This window comes from Dyella sp. Tek66A03, from assembly GCF_052567735.1.
On record NZ_CP199584.1, the window covers coordinates 4,863,914 to 4,878,284 of the forward strand.

The window sequence follows — 14,371 nt, forward strand, 5'->3', positions numbered from 1 at the left end:
TCCCTACACGGATCGCCGCCGGCGCCTATCCGCGGGTCCGCTTTGCCCTACGCGGTGCTCCCCCTTGGCAGCGCACGCCGCTCGCCAACCATCACTCATTCAAACGGAGTTGATCATGGTTCAGACCGATCACAAGGAAAGCGCTCGCGCGTTCGCGCCCATCGACGACGAGCGCCCGAAGCCGCCCAACCTCGAACAGGCCGCTGCATCGGGGGCATATCGAACGCCTGTTGGTGGCGTTTTAACGTTGCCGCGTCTGCGGCACACGGCGCTCGTTGTCGCCCTGAGTTCGGCCGCAATGAGTGGCGGCGTGGCGGCGCAATCCGCTTCGGGTGCCATTTTCGGCCAGGTGGCCTCGCCGAAGAACAGCGTGATCATGATTCAGAATCTCGACACCGGCCTCTCGCGCCAGGTAGCGGTGGATGAGGCGGGTCGCTATCGCGTGGTGTCGTTGCCGACGGGTAAGTATCGGGTCAGCCTGCAACGCGACGGCGCCATCGTCGGGGAACGCGATGATGTGGTGGTCACCATTGCCGGTGGCACCGAAGTGTCGTTCGCCGCTGCCGTGAAAGATCTGGAAAGTATGACCGTGTCGGCGGCTTCGTTGCCGCCCATCGACGTGTCGTCGGTCGACACGCGCACGGTGTTCAATGCCGAACAGCTATCCAAGCTGCCGATCGCGCGCAGCGTGTCCGCTGCCGCCTTGCTCGCGCCTGGCGTGGTGACCAACAGCGCCTACAACGTGCCGAGCTTCGGCGGCTCCGCTTCCTCGGAGAATGCGTACTACATCAATGGCTATGCGGTGACCGATCCGCTCAAGTCGATCGGCTTTAGCACCTTGCCGTTCGATGCCATCGACGAAATGCAGGTTTTGACCGGCGGTTATGGCGCCGAGTTTGGTCGCTCTACCGGCGGCGTCATCAACATCACCACCAAGCGCGGCACCAACCAATGGAAGGGAGGCGTGGCGGCCTATTGGGCGCCCGAGATAGGGCGCGCCACGCCACGCAACAACTTCTACCCCAAGACGGGCTTTTATCCGAAGACGGACGGCACGCTCCTCGGCTATCGCAACAAGAACCAGTACTGGGAAACGTCCTATGGCGCCTACCTTGGCGGGCCGCTGATCAAGGACAAGCTGTTTCTTTATCTCTCCGCTGAGGTTGCCCAGAAGGAGGGCGCCAAGGTCGACTCGACCATCAGCAATCCACGAGCCGCCAACGGCTACAACCAGTATCGCTACGAGATGCCGCGCTGGGTGGCCAAGGTGGACTGGAACATCACCGACGATCACATCCTCGAACTCACCGGCGTCTCCGACCGAGAGCAGTACGAGAGTGCCTTGTTTCCCTTCAACTATGGCGACTACAGCCACGGTGACAAGCAAACAGGTGGCAAGTCGACCAAGGAGGGCGGTGAGCTCTACATCGGCAAATACACCGGCTATCTCACCGATCGCCTCACCTTGAGTGCGCTCTATGGCCGGCAAAAGCTTGAGCACAAGGACGTGCCCTGGGGGTACGACGCGAGCTGTCCGCGGATATCGGGGAACATGAGCGCTGTCAATCAAATGCCGGGCATCACCTATCACCCGACCTGCCAGTTTGCGACCGAGGTGCAGCCCCCAGGTGTCAGGGACGAGACGCAGAGTTGGCGCCTGAATCTGGAATATCGCTTGGGCGATCACAGTCTGCGCATCGGCGCGGATACGCAGGAGGCGCGTTCCATTACGGGCACCGAATATGCCGGTGGTTACGTCTGGGTGTTCCAGCAAACGGCGAACAAGAATGCCTCCATCAACTCGGGCTTGGGCGTCGGCTCGCCGGGCTCGGCAGGCGGTTCCGGCCTGGGCGTGCCCGGCTCCAACAAGGGCTACTTTGCGCGACGTCAGTACTACACGCAATCGGCCGATGTGAAGGTGGAGCAGTCGTCGCAGTACCTGGAAGATCTCTGGCAGGTGAGCCCCAACGTGCTGCTCTCGGTGGGGCTGCGCAACGAACAGTTCACCAACTACAACAACGATCGCGAGCCGTTCGCCTCACAGCGCAATCAGTGGGCACCCCGCCTCGGCGTGTCATGGGACGTGCACGGCGACGCCACGCTGAAGGTCTTCGGCAACGCCGGCCGTTACCACCTGGCGCCGCCGAACAACGTGGCCGTGCGAGGCGCGGCTTCCTCGCTCTACACCCAGGAGTACTTCACCTATACCGGCACCGATCCACGCACCGGCGCACCCATCGGCCTGAAGTCAGTGCCAGTCGATAAGAGCAAGGGCTATACCTGCCCGGGTGGCAACGCCGTCTCCAGCAATCTGGAATGCGGGCAATCGCCGGACCCGCGCACGGTCGGCGCGCGCAATTTGAAGTCGCACTACCAGGACGAGTACATCGCCGGTGTACAGCACCAGTGGAGCCCCGACTTCAATTGGGGTGCCAAGCTGACCTATCGCGTGCTGCGCAGCGCGATCGACGATACGTGCACGCCCGTGTTGGGAGGGCATTGCGTCCTGTTCAATCCTGGCGTCGAGAACACCTTCCTGCTGGAACAGCCGGATGGCTCCTTGAAGGAAGTGACGTACAGCAATGCCGAGCTGGGTTTCCCACGACTGAAGCGCAAGTACTACGCCCTGGATCTGTACCTCGAGCACCCCAGCCGGGGTGGCAAGTGGTACGGCAAGGTCGAGTACACCTTCTCGCGCAACTACGGCAATACCGAAGGCCAGTTGGCGTCGGACCTGGACACGGGCGCAGGCGGCCAGACCGACGTATCGCGAACCCAGGACTGGGATCTGCCGCAACTGATGGTGGGCGCCAACGGCCTGCTGCCGAACCATCGCAGCCACCAGCTCAAAGCGTTTGGCTATTACCAGGCGACATCAGAGTGGCGCTTCGGCGCGACGGCGGTGATCGCCTCGGGTCGCCCGGCCAGTTGTACCAGCTTCTATCCCACGGCCGACAAGGGCCTCTACACCGGCGCGTATTACCACTACTGCGGCATCGCCGGCTCAGGCACGGCGCCGGGTACGCCCGGCTATATCCCGCCCTCGGCCGACTATCGTTTCTCGCCGCGCGGCACCAGCGGCAGCACGCCATGGACCTATACGCTCAACCTCAATGCCGCTTACACGCCAAACTGGGCCTCCCAGAAACTCACCTTCCGGGCGGACATCTTCAACCTGTTGAATCGGCAGATCGCCCAAGGCTACGTGCAAGGTTATGCCAGCGACCGTGTTACGCCGAGCCAGACCTATCGGCGCGAGTTGAATTACACGGCGCCGCGGCAGGTTCGGCTTTCGGCGCAATATGACTTTACTTTGTGAGGGGGATGAATCTGTAGAGGGGAAGAACCAGGCCCGCTGTGAAGTGGGCTTGGTTTTTGGGGGGTGAGGAAAAGGGTCAACGTACTGCGTTGGCCGGCGCGCATGGGTGGGGGTAGGGGCTCGAATCGAGCCTGCCTGGTGTGCGAGCGGCGTAGTTCATTGAGACAAGAATGGCTGACGGCTGGCGTCACCGCTCGCAGTTCTACCGGGGCCAGCGCAGACGGCCAAGTGTTGAAGCCGCGCCAGTAAGATGACAGCGCGTAGCCAAGCTAGTCACCAAGCCTCGCTCAGCGAAGCGGAGTGCTGGCAACGGATCGGTTTCGCTCGTGGGTCGAAGGCAAGACGGCTCTCTTCACCGCAGTGCCACCGATCGGGCGACAACCTCGCCATCTCTAATTGTCCCTGACAGCTTTTTCCTAATTGTCCCTGACACCTTATTTTTATGAACTACGCTGCCATCAGACTATCGACAGCGTGCTTTGCCACGCGAGCATAGTGACCGGCATGGGGATGGCCGGCCTTCAGCTCTTGCTCAAACATGGTCATCGCAGTTGTATATAGGGTCTCATAAGAAACATTCCTCCCAGCATGCTCGCGCACGAATCGAAGAACTGCCGATGCAAAAACGTGCCCGCGTAACAGCAGCTCGTGGTACCCACCGTGCCGACTCAATGATTGCTCAGCCCTGTCCCTAGACTCTTGAGAAATCTGTCGCTCAATTCGAGCCAAACGCGCTTCGATTTTCGCAGCTGATGTAAGAGGCGAACTGCGATTAACCATGAAACTCTCACAATTGTCGCTTAGAGCTACGACACCGAGATTATCGAGTTCACTTGCCAAATCGTTAACTACGACTGGACGTAGCGCTTGAACCAGCGAGTCGATCCACGCCGATACATCCTCATCTTTCGGGGCTGACTTTCGATGCAAAAGGTGAGCAATTCTCTTGATGACAGCACGCGTATACAGCGAGTTTTCGATCGAGTGACCGTAACTGTACACGACGCGATTGCTGCCACTCCGCGTACCCGAGTACAGGGTGTAATCTGCATCTCGGGCGACTACGAGCTTCGCACCTTCGCGCTCAATGCGAAGCACGAGCTTTTCGACCTCCTCAGAGCCACCCGCACTCTCCACCGTTACCCTCCCGCTCTCCACCCCCGCAAATACCGCGGACCAGAACGGAATATCGTCATCTCCCTCAACATAGACCAGCGCATCGGCTCTGTAGAACTTACTAAGAACGTTTACCGCGTCAATCGAGTACTCAAGCTGCGCCATGAATCATGTCTTCCATGTCGATCATTGAACTCTTGTAACCAGCGGCTACTTCTGGCGAATGTGTCGCAACGATAATCTGCGCATTTGGATTCATTTTCTGCACAGCCGGAACGATTCGCCTCTGCCAAGCGATATGGAGGGACAGCTCGGGCTCATCGGCAAGAAATACGAAAGGCTGCTGCCGCTGAAGAAGTGCCTCGATCAAGAGGATTAGAAGTTGCTTCTCACCAGAAGAGAGCCGTTCCGGTGAGAGTGGGCCGGACCCCGCTTCGATCTTTAGATCGCCGCCTATGAGCGAGAATTTTTTGTCCGTGATGAAAGTTCGAACCTGCTCAAGGAATAGGTTTATCTGGCTATAGATAACCGTCGTGTTAGCACTCGCGTCTAACGACAGTTTTACGACCTTCTCTGTTCGACGCATCGCCTCGAATGTCGCGAAGTCAACCTTCTCCTCCCTTGCGGCGAGGCTCTTCACCGCCTGCTCGATCGACACAACATGCTCATTTATCCGCTTACTGATGTTCGACCCGGTTACACCCAACTGACTGTAAGCGGCCACCAGCTTGCTCTTTTCCTCCTGAGCATTGAAGGCAAGCGAAATCTTGTGCGAGTGCGCTTCCTTCTCGTAAAGAAGAGTAGTGAGCACTTGCCTCTGCAAGTTGATCGAGATTTCTTGAGCCTGCTGCGATAGCTCAAGCTGGTAGTGGGTGAGTTGCTGAGTGAGCTCCATCAGCCGAACATCGACTGGGGATATATAACGCTTTCCAGCGGGCCGCTCCCGCCCGTCTGGAGGAGCATCACTGCGCATCCGGTATACAGAAAGCGAGGCAAGGGATAGCAGACCGCTCAGGACGCTGCGGACCTCGGCGGCCTGTTCGTTTGCACGTCTGCGATATGCGCGGTTCGGCTCGTCGGCGGTACTAAAGATCACTGCGTACTTCTTTCCCGAGATCCGGTATTCGACGTGTGCATACGGCCGGTCAAGGTTTTCGTGCTTTGTGACTTTGATCGTGCGCTTCTGCCCAGATTCGTTCATCAGCACGATCGTCGCACTATCGAATTGATTTCCTTCAAGCGCATCAAAGTCTACGGATAGGATTCCCTGCAAAATATTCATGAAGGTGGTCTTGCCGGTGCCGTTCCGGCCGATGATCACGTTGACTTCAGGATTGAACCCCACACGCACGCTGTGTCTGTGCCAGAACCCGTCAATTTCGATGGATTTGATTGTGAACATTTACCACTCACTGTAGGGCTAGGCTGTCCCGGTATGCGCCGGGCCCGAGGATGCTGAGGGATCTCGTTCAATATGTATACCTTTCGATAGAAGCTTAGCCGATACTTCTGCCGCCTAGTCACACAACGCGAATATCGCCCTGCCTTCTACACCGACCTCCGGGCTACCTCTTAAAGCCTCCCGGAGGTGTCGCGCCTTGTGCCAGCTTTAGGACAATTACCGAAGGCGTCACCGAGAAAGGGCCCGAGGGGGTTAAGACGTTTAACTACCTCCGACCCTTTTCGTGGCCTACTTTTTGCGCTTTCGCTTCTTAGGCTGGCGTCGACCGCCCGGCGCCTGCGATACAGGTAGCTTGAGACAATCCACTACATCAAAGAACAGCCTCCTCTCCTGCTCAAGGGGCATGTTTAGCCACTCGGTAAGCTCGTTCAATGGGCCGCAATGACGCTCGACAAAACCGCCGAACGGCCGGGGCTCGAAGCTAACTTTCTTAGTGTCGCCACCGGCATTCACGCCAACGACCGTTGCCGAGGTCTGGCAAAGAGCAAACGTCATGAGCGTATGGGTCGGTTGCGCAGTGCGAACAAAGAAAAAGAGGTCGCCCAACACGCCATCCAGCTTTGCGACATATTCACGAACCTCGGGTATCTCGAAAAGCTCTCTGCTGTCGTTGTCGTAGCCAGAAAAGAATATTTCGACTTTGTTTTGACAATCGGCGGCGAGTTCTCGGGTTGCCCGCAACCGGTCGAAAAATGCGCGTGGATAGGCGAGCTCGGTGGACCTCACATCCTCCGCATCCAACGCGTAGAGGATGACCTCGGATTGCTGCAACAGCTTGTTGAGCGCCCAATAGTCGGCCAGATCTTCGGCGGCATCGCGTACCGGCCCAACGATATCTATTAAGGCCCCTTTCGATGTGCGCAGCCTATTGGAGAAGGGAACAGTCATCTTCCACGCTTTCTCGGTAGGCTCAGCTGTCGTTGCCTTGAACTGCTCCCAGTAAGCCTCACCAGACTCGGGGTCGCAAATAATCACTATCACAGGCAAGGGATAATTGGCCAAATAGTTCAGATGTTTCTGCTCACCCCGATATACACAGCCCCATTGGTTACGCTCCTCCAGAAAAGACTTTCCGCATTTGATCTGGACGGCCAGCACCTGTCCAGTGACGGCGCCTTCGGGAGTGACGACGTCGACCTGACCGTCGATACCGAAGTCATGTTCCTGCGGATTCCGGCGAAATATCCAACCGAAGTCGTCGTTGACCACCTTAGAAACAATACTTACGCCTTTCTCGCCGAGCTTTGCGCTGTGCGAGAACTGTGGAAACGCGCTGGTCATGGACTGAGCTCCCTAGTCATTCCTGGCCGAACTGCCGCGATGGCAGTTGGTCGTGTATCAAAAAGGTGTCAGGGACAATTTTTGACGTCAGGCCGGTGCTTGGCCTGAGGCCGACGGTCCACATGCACTCATCGTCGTATCCGCAGCCCATGAGCGATGCTATCGCGGATGGCCCGACCTTTAGGCATCGATGTCGCCGTCATTCCTCTGCACGTGGTGCAGCGAGGCAACAATTGGCTCCCATGCTTTCTAGACGATGAAGATCGCCAGCGCTACTTGCAATGCCTGCTCCAGGCACTATTGCGTTTCGGATGCCGACCGCAGGCCTATGTGCTGATGACAGCCCATGTGCACTGCCGCTTAAGCCGAAGAGGTGGACGTGAGCTCGCATTAGATGCGTACCTTTTCGCGCAACCACACGGGCCTATTCAATGGCCCGTACGGCCGTACCGGTACACGTTGGGATCTGACTAGGTCATCGGTTCATCTGCTTTGCCCACAAGACCATCGTCGGCAAATCTTCTTTCAAATGCGGTTGCTATCAGCCACACCATCGCAGCTGGCAACATCCAAAGAAAGAGAGCAAATATGTACATCTTGATCGATCCCGGCGATGGACCGAGCAATCGGGAAATCCCTACGTCAGGGGTTCCGAAAGAGTAAAGGATGGCTCCAAGCGTCAGCTCCAGAAAGACGATAGAGAACGAATTCCCGTGCTCGCGAAGATGTCGGTAGGACTCAATGATGTCCCCTTTTCCTCGTTCCTTTGCGCTGGCTCGGCGGCCTGCGAGCCGCTTATAGAAAGCGTAAAGCTCGTCTGACTTAACGAGAGTTTTGATCACAAGCCAGAGTTGCCCTGCGATAATGCCTCCAAAGAGAGCAGCGGAACCGAAACTCACAAAGGTTGAATCTGCATCCGTGGATGGCAGGTACTTAGTGAGCGCATATGCTCCCCCCAATATTGCCGCCAAGCCGGTAAGAAAGATCAGCGGCCTTTTCCACAAGGGACGGTGGTTGGTCACATCGATTGAATACCGTACGGCGTGCAGCACGAGCATCGGCGCGCTAGCGATGTAGCAGAAAGTCAGTCCATATGCTCCGAGCAGTAGAACATGAGCAGACTTAAGGCTCGCCGCATCCTTGGGTAGCGGCAGCAGTGGCTGAAGTACAGGGGCCTTCTGGAAGAGAAAGTAGACGATTAGGGCGCCAACTACCGTGCCTGTCGCATAGCGCACTAGATAGAATTCCCACCAACGGGAGCCGGCCTGCGGCTCTTCTTTGTCACTCTTCTTAGTCATCCATCCCCCTCTAGATACTCAATTCAATTGTATTCAGGTGTTGCATAGCCCGCTGATCGCCGGTCTTCTAAATCGAACGTTTCTTGGTCTTCTCCAATAGGTATCTCTACGTAGAGAGAGAGTGGTCTGGCCAACCAGCCACTCGTAGTGCATCACCGCACCAACACCGCCATCGCCTTGGCTCGAGTCATTGCAACGTAGACGAGCTGCGCGAGATCTAAATCGTCGGATGCATCACCAAGCATGCCATTAGCAAGCACAACGACTCGATCGAACTCGAGTCCCTTGGCACGATGCATTGTCGAAACCCGCACAGCATCGTTGCCAGCCGAGTCAGCCGTATCAGACTCGATCGTGCTCACCTCGATGTTAAAGGTCCGCAACGCCTGCGCCACTTGATCTCGGGTAACCTTGGTATGTGTCATCACGCACACTGATGGCGGGGACGGATTCACTCCATCTCCCCACCACTGACGAACGCGATCAACTGCCACCTGCACAGCTTCATGCGAGCCAACCACGTCGACGATCTCGGGAGAAGGTCCATGAGACAGTGACTTATAGCGCTGGTTGTCGTCACGACCTCCATCGAGATCGTCGATCTCACGCCCCTCAAGAAGCGCCACTGCCTGCTTGCGTATCTCATCTGTAGTTCGGTAGTTGAGATACAACTTGCGCGAGCGTCCACGGATGTCGATGCCGCAATGCCCCATCACGGCGCGATGCTTGGTATAGATGCGCTGGTGACCATCCCCAACGAAGAAAAGGTCGTTCTTGCCTTTGGCGATCATGGCGCGCATCAACCGCAGCGCTTGAGGACCGAAGTCCTGTGTTTCGTCTACCACGATGGCCGAATACGGTGCGGGCGCCTCATCTAGGGCAAGGAGTTGCGCCGCATCGTGGTACGCATCATCCACGTCCTTCAAACGCTTGGAACTGAGGAGGGTGCGGTATTCCTCGAACACCGGCCAGATGAGGTCGCGCTTGGCACGCCCCAAGATGGTACGACGCCCGATCCGCGACACCTGGCGGTAGCCATCGAGATCTTGTACACCCTGGGCGGCAACCACACGCTCCCATTCCTCGACATAGAATGCTTCATCCAAATCGACTTTGGGGCTAACCACCTGCATGGCCTTGCCCCACGCGTCATCGTCCCGCTTGTAGATGATACGGTGCTCGTAATTCTTGCTGCGCAGATATCGATGCACCCATCGGTCGAGATTGATCACCTCCAGTCGATTGATGGCCTCGTCCTCCATGAACAACGACTTCATGTTCTGCGCGACATCCAGTGCCAGATTCCGGGTAAAGGTCGTAAACAGTACCTTTTGCCCCTCTGCTGTGCGGTTTTGTGCCAACCACTTTGCGCGATGCATGGCCAGCACGGTCTTTCCCGTTCCGGCACCACCGAGGATACGCACGGGACCACTGCGGTCTCCGACTGCGAGCTTACGCTGCAGCGGGTGGAGGAATACGCGCCATTGCGCCAGCGGAGCATTGAGAATCGCTGCCATCTCGTTGTCACTGGTGACGACCACGAAGCGTGACTGGCTTTCCGCAGCATCAAGGGCAGCTGCGAAATTCGCCGTGTCGATGGACTGATTCACACGGGTCTCGCGCTCACCCAGGATCGTCGAGACGCTGTCACCCGTCAGGACTAGGAACAATCCCTCGTAAGCCTCCAGCGGAAGCGATGCCTGGGCCGCATCGAGATCCCGTTCGTTGCACATACGTCGGACCAGTGGGAGCAATTCCACTGGGGTACCCAACTGGACCAGCTGCTCATCCGTAACCGATGCAAATAAAGGCGCGGTAGGCTCGTCGGCCGTCGGCCCGTTCGCCTGCGTCGCAGGCGCCGTATCCCCGGTGGGTGGAAGCTCGTCCACGGACTCCAGACTGACTATCTGCAGCGAGCCCGTAGCTGGATTGACTGCAATCTTGCGCCGTTCGGCCCAACGGTAAGCCTCATCATGGTGATCGACATGCAGCAGGATGTAGATGTCGCCTAAATCAGGCTTGAAGACGATTCCGCGCCAATCTTGGTCGATCCGCACTGAGCGTAAATTGCCGTCGCGTGCGCCCTTGATGGTTTCGTAGTTGATGCCGGTCGCCGTCGGGTCCTGCTGAAACTTAAGTGCCCACTTCACGATGCGGGCATGCATTGCTGACGGCAACTTGCCTAGCTTCAGCAAGAAGTCCTGGGACAGTGCGACACGGGGGGCAAGACTCATGGTTCGGTTACTCCTTGATCATCGTCGATACATGGCTGGCCCACTCGGGATCATCGCCGAGCACCACCTTCCACGCCTGCGCCTTCCAGCGCTCCAGTTGCTCCACTTGCGAGGCCATTAAAACGACTACACGCGCTGATTCCCAGATCAGCTCGGCCTCGGCGACCACCTCGCCACCCGACTCCCATTCAAAGCCGACTTGGTCAGGTGGTTCAACGTTTTGTGCACGCAAGGATTCGAGCCCAGCCCGCATGGACTCGAGTGTTGAGGCCACGACTTGTGCCCATACGCTATCTTCGGCGTCAGAGGCAGAGACGGTGCGCTGTTTGGCCAAGTCCAGGTAGTCACCGTGGACAATTCCTTCATCTTCCACCAGGAACAGATTTGGCAACACTTGTAAGTGATTGAACAGCACCAACCATTGTTGCCATGCAGACTTCAACGCTAGGGCATCTGCAGCACGCAAGCTGTGCAATTGGACGACGCCATAGCCGGCTGAGAAATCGCCTGTCATATAACCCGAAGGCCATGCCAAACTTGCGACTACCGGGCCATCCGCACGGGCAGACAGCGCATTGGACGCTCCTGTAGGGGCAGTATTCATGCCCTCTGGAAGGGCTGCGGACAACCGCTCTACCGTAGCTTTTGCAAGAGCGTGTTCCACGTTGTTCGACGGTACGGTCAGCCGGCAAACCAAGACCGCCGCCTGGCGTTGTTGCCGGGCCAGCCCCAAGTCCGGCAATTCTGCATTGTTGGAAACCGCCAGCCAACGCAACAACGATGCCACCGCGTTCTCTGGGGTAGCTGGTGGAGCGACACCCAAACTGTCCATCGCATGTTTGGCCAAAGTATCTGTATCGGCACGACGATGCAGTGCCACCACATCGACGTCGCTGCTGACCGATCCGGACAGGGCTGCAGCCACGTCATCCCATGTCACCGACCACACCCAGTAGCGACCACTAGCGACAAGTGCAGAGCGCTTGCGCGCATCCTCGCGCAGGCAATCGCGATGGTAAGCCCAACCATCGGCGAAGACGGCGATCGGCCGACGCGAAGTTCCCGGGCGCACGGGCACCAGGAGGAAGTCCGGTCGTGAAGCAGCAACCACGCCCTGCTCCAGGCCGATGTCCACCTGGGTACGCATCCAGTAGCGTTCGGCACCCACCTCCAGCAGATAACCCGTTTTGCCCTGTACAACTTCCTGCATGACGCGGATCGTGGGCAGCTTCTCGACGCCGCTCAAGCGACGCAAGCTTTCCACGAAGCGCGATTCCAGCTCAGAATCGAACTGCGGGTTGATGAAGATCTCCGAAATGGATTTGACCCGCTCCAGACGGTCAAGTGAACCCACCAGATCGCCCAGCACTGCGGCCGCCGAGCGACGCGACACCATGGCCATAGCCCGCCCCTGCCGATACTGATACAGGCAGCGATAGCACCCGTCCTTTTCCGGATTCTCGTTGCACGCGCAACTCTGGATTGCGGCATACGCTTGCTTGAGGACCTCGCCCAGCGTCTGCGCATCCTGGCTCAGCAGCTGGTGCAGGTAGCCGGTACCACCAGGCACCGAATCGTACAGCAACACGTAGTGTCGCCTCGGGGCGCCCTCTTTGCCGGGCTCTTCCTGCGCCGTGATGCGCAAGTGATCCACCTTGCCACCAAAGCGCTTCTTCAGCCCCAGCTGCAACGAGGCCATGAACGACTGCAGTACAGTGTCGTCCAGGCCCGATCGCGTGTATGGGACAAGGATACGCAATGCCTCGGAGGCAAACTCGCGATACAGGTACAAGCAATCGATGATGTGCTTCGGATCGTCACTGCCATACGCCTGGCAGTCGCGCATATGCGTCTGGGCCGGGCCCGCCTCGCCTGCCGGGTTGCGTCGCGGCGGCTTTTGCACCATGCCGCAATGACGGCATAGCTTGAATCCGGGCCGCACCGACTCCTGGTCGGCAACGCGGAAACTCTCGCCGGCCTTTCCACGTTCGCCAAAGTTTATATCGCGAAAATTCGCGTGACGGATGAATTCGAAACCGAACGCCAAGGCATCCGACTCCAGCTTCCAGGCGATCTCCACCGCATCCGGCTCGAAATCCACTAGCAGCTGGCGCAGGAAGAAGCGCGGTTCGCGGTCATCGCTGCTGTCATCAATCCGTGCGTAGCGATCGTTGGCGTTGGCCATGGCCTGCCTAAAGCGAAGCAGCGTCCGCTTCTGCGTCACATTGGCCCACATCGCATCGCCGCAACGTGGGCAGGCGGCGTGGGCGTCACCGGTCTGGTCCACGTTTTCCATGTGATGGCAGGCCGGGCACAACCGCCACTGTTCGGCCTTGGCCAGCTCCATGTTGACCTGATCAATTTCGACGCGGCGCCGATTGGCATAGAAGCGGTTTTCTGGCGCGAACTCGGACAGTGCAGACGACGCGGGTGTAGTGGCCGGCTTTTTTTGGACCAAGAGATAGGAGCGTTAAGCCGCCAGTGCCTCAAACTCGGCGGGCGGCCGGTAATCGAGCGTGGAGTGTAGACGTTCGTGATTGTAGTAGCGTGCGACGTAGTCGATCACGGCATGACGCGCCTGTTCGCGCGTTGGGTAGGTTCCGTCGATCCATTCCTGTTTTAGGCTGCGGAAGACGCGCTCGACCACCGCGTTGTCCCAACAATTACCTGTACGACTCATGCTTTGCACGGCACCGTGTTGCTGCAAATGAGTGACATAAAGGTCCGCGGTGTACTGGCACCCTTGATCGGAGTGCACGATGAGCCCGGGTCCGGGCTGGCGGATGGCGAACGCCAGTTCGCTGGCCGCAAGAGCCAGCCGCGCATCAGCCACCTGCGCGGTCGCCCAACCGATGATGCGCCGGGAAAACAGGTCGACCACGATGGCCAGGTAAAGCCAGCCCTGACGGGTCGGGATGTAGGTGATGTCACTGGCCCAGGACTGGTTAGGGCGGCCCGGATCGAACTGGCGCGCGAGAAGGTTTTCCGCGGGCGCCGGCTTGGTGTTGCGACGGTAGTGCTGAAAACGCTTCGTCTTGGCCGTGATGTTCATCAGACGCATGATCGTGGCGGCCCGTTCTCGCCCGGTCGGGATGCCGGCCCGACGCAGCCCGTGCGCCAGGGTGCGGGCGCCGCAGCTGCGGTTGCTTTTGGCGTGGAGGTGGCGAACCTTCCGGGCGATGACTTCATCCACGACCGGCGCCGGACGCGGTGCGGCGTAATAGCTACTGCGCGACCAACCCAGCAGCCGATGGATGCGCCGGATGGATACCTCCCCTCTCACCTTGTCGAGCGCCTGCGCCGTTGAAAGAGCACGGCGAGGTGAGAGGGCAACGATTTTTTTAGGGTATCGCGCTCTTGTGCCAGGGCCTCGCGCGCTTCTTCCGAAGCCTTCAGCTGCTCCTGCAGCTCCCGAATGAGGCGCTGCTGATCGGCGACGCCGCTGGGAATTTGCGCTTGATGTGCGCGCCACGCTTGGACCCAACGACGCAGCGCCGTCGGCCCAACCCCTGTCAGTTGCGCCGCCTGCGGCGGGGAATAGCCCGCCTCAACGACCAACCGAATGGCCTCTGCCTTCACCGCAGCGGCAATCTTTCTATGACCCATGGTTCACCTCGTAGGAGATTTTGCTCCTATCCGGTGGTCCAGAAATACCCGGCCA

General features: G+C 58.5%; 9 protein-coding genes. 1 reads left to right on the forward strand and 8 read right to left on the reverse strand.

All coding sequences use genetic code 11. The annotated features are described in order from the left end of the window. The first annotated feature begins 115 nt into the window (after positions 1-115). A complete protein-coding gene (locus tag ACT01B_RS21590; RefSeq protein WP_445145251.1) occupies positions 116-3,319 on the forward strand; it encodes a TonB-dependent receptor domain-containing protein in 3,204 nt (1,067 codons plus the stop codon). A gap of 447 nt (positions 3,320-3,766) precedes the next feature. Here the strand turns inward: ACT01B_RS21590 and ACT01B_RS21595 are convergent, their stop codons facing one another. The 8 genes from ACT01B_RS21595 to ACT01B_RS21630 form a co-directional block, all read right to left on the reverse strand. Continuing rightward, entirely contained in the window at positions 3,767-4,600 is an 834-nt protein-coding gene (locus ACT01B_RS21595; protein WP_445145252.1) for a DUF4435 domain-containing protein, read from the reverse strand. After that, on the reverse strand, positions 4,587-5,837 hold the full coding sequence (locus tag ACT01B_RS21600) for an AAA family ATPase (RefSeq protein WP_445145253.1): 1,251 nt from the start codon (positions 5,835-5,837) through the stop codon (positions 4,587-4,589). The genes ACT01B_RS21595 and ACT01B_RS21600 overlap by 14 nt, the downstream gene beginning before the upstream one ends. A gap of 288 nt (positions 5,838-6,125) precedes the next feature. Beyond that, on the reverse strand, positions 6,126-7,178 hold the full coding sequence (locus tag ACT01B_RS21605) for a DUF4365 and DUF1817 domain-containing protein (protein ID WP_445145254.1): 1,053 nt from the start codon (positions 7,176-7,178) through the stop codon (positions 6,126-6,128). Positions 7,179-7,648: 470 nt separating this feature from the next. Then, positions 7,649-8,476 (reverse strand): hypothetical protein, encoded by an 828-nt coding sequence (locus ACT01B_RS21610; RefSeq protein ID WP_445145255.1) that lies wholly within the window; start codon positions 8,474-8,476, stop codon positions 7,649-7,651. Between the two features lie 152 nt (positions 8,477-8,628). Then, complete coding sequence (locus ACT01B_RS21615) at positions 8,629-10,710, reverse strand: UvrD-helicase domain-containing protein (RefSeq protein ID WP_445145256.1); 2,082 nt, start codon at positions 10,708-10,710, stop codon at positions 8,629-8,631. Positions 10,711-10,717: 7 nt separating this feature from the next. Then, positions 10,718-13,168: a DUF1998 domain-containing protein gene (locus tag ACT01B_RS21620; protein WP_445145257.1), complete on the reverse strand. Its 2,451-nt coding sequence runs from the start codon at positions 13,166-13,168 to the stop codon at positions 10,718-10,720. A gap of 12 nt (positions 13,169-13,180) precedes the next feature. Beyond that, the gene (locus ACT01B_RS21625; protein ID WP_445144727.1) at positions 13,181-13,993 is read right to left on the reverse strand and encodes an IS3 family transposase; all 813 of its coding nucleotides are present in this window, start codon (positions 13,991-13,993) and stop codon (positions 13,181-13,183) included. Beyond that, positions 13,990-14,316 carry a transposase gene (locus ACT01B_RS21630; RefSeq protein ID WP_445144726.1) on the reverse strand — a complete coding sequence of 109 codons (327 nt, stop codon included), beginning with the start codon at positions 14,314-14,316 and terminating at the stop codon, positions 13,990-13,992. The genes ACT01B_RS21625 and ACT01B_RS21630 overlap by 4 nt, the downstream gene beginning before the upstream one ends. Positions 14,317-14,371 lie beyond the last annotated feature (55 nt).

What these genes read in the sequence shown, in the direction of transcription:
- ACT01B_RS21615 (WP_445145256.1), bottom strand. Translation starts at nt 10,710, where the DNA reads ATGAGTCTTGCCCCCCGTGTCGCACTGTCCCAGGACTTCTTGCTGAAG.
- ACT01B_RS21605 (WP_445145254.1), bottom strand. Translation starts at nt 7,178, where the DNA reads ATGACCAGCGCGTTTCCACAGTTCTCGCACAGCGCAAAGCTCGGCGAG.
- ACT01B_RS21600 (WP_445145253.1), bottom strand. Translation starts at nt 5,837, where the DNA reads ATGTTCACAATCAAATCCATCGAAATTGACGGGTTCTGGCACAGACAC.
- ACT01B_RS21610 (WP_445145255.1), bottom strand. Translation starts at nt 8,476, where the DNA reads ATGACTAAGAAGAGTGACAAAGAAGAGCCGCAGGCCGGCTCCCGTTGG.
- ACT01B_RS21595 (WP_445145252.1), bottom strand. Translation starts at nt 4,600, where the DNA reads ATGGCGCAGCTTGAGTACTCGATTGACGCGGTAAACGTTCTTAGTAAG.
- ACT01B_RS21630 (WP_445144726.1), bottom strand. Translation starts at nt 14,316, where the DNA reads ATGGGTCATAGAAAGATTGCCGCTGCGGTGAAGGCAGAGGCCATTCGG.
- ACT01B_RS21590 (WP_445145251.1), top strand. Translation starts at nt 116, where the DNA reads ATGGTTCAGACCGATCACAAGGAAAGCGCTCGCGCGTTCGCGCCCATC.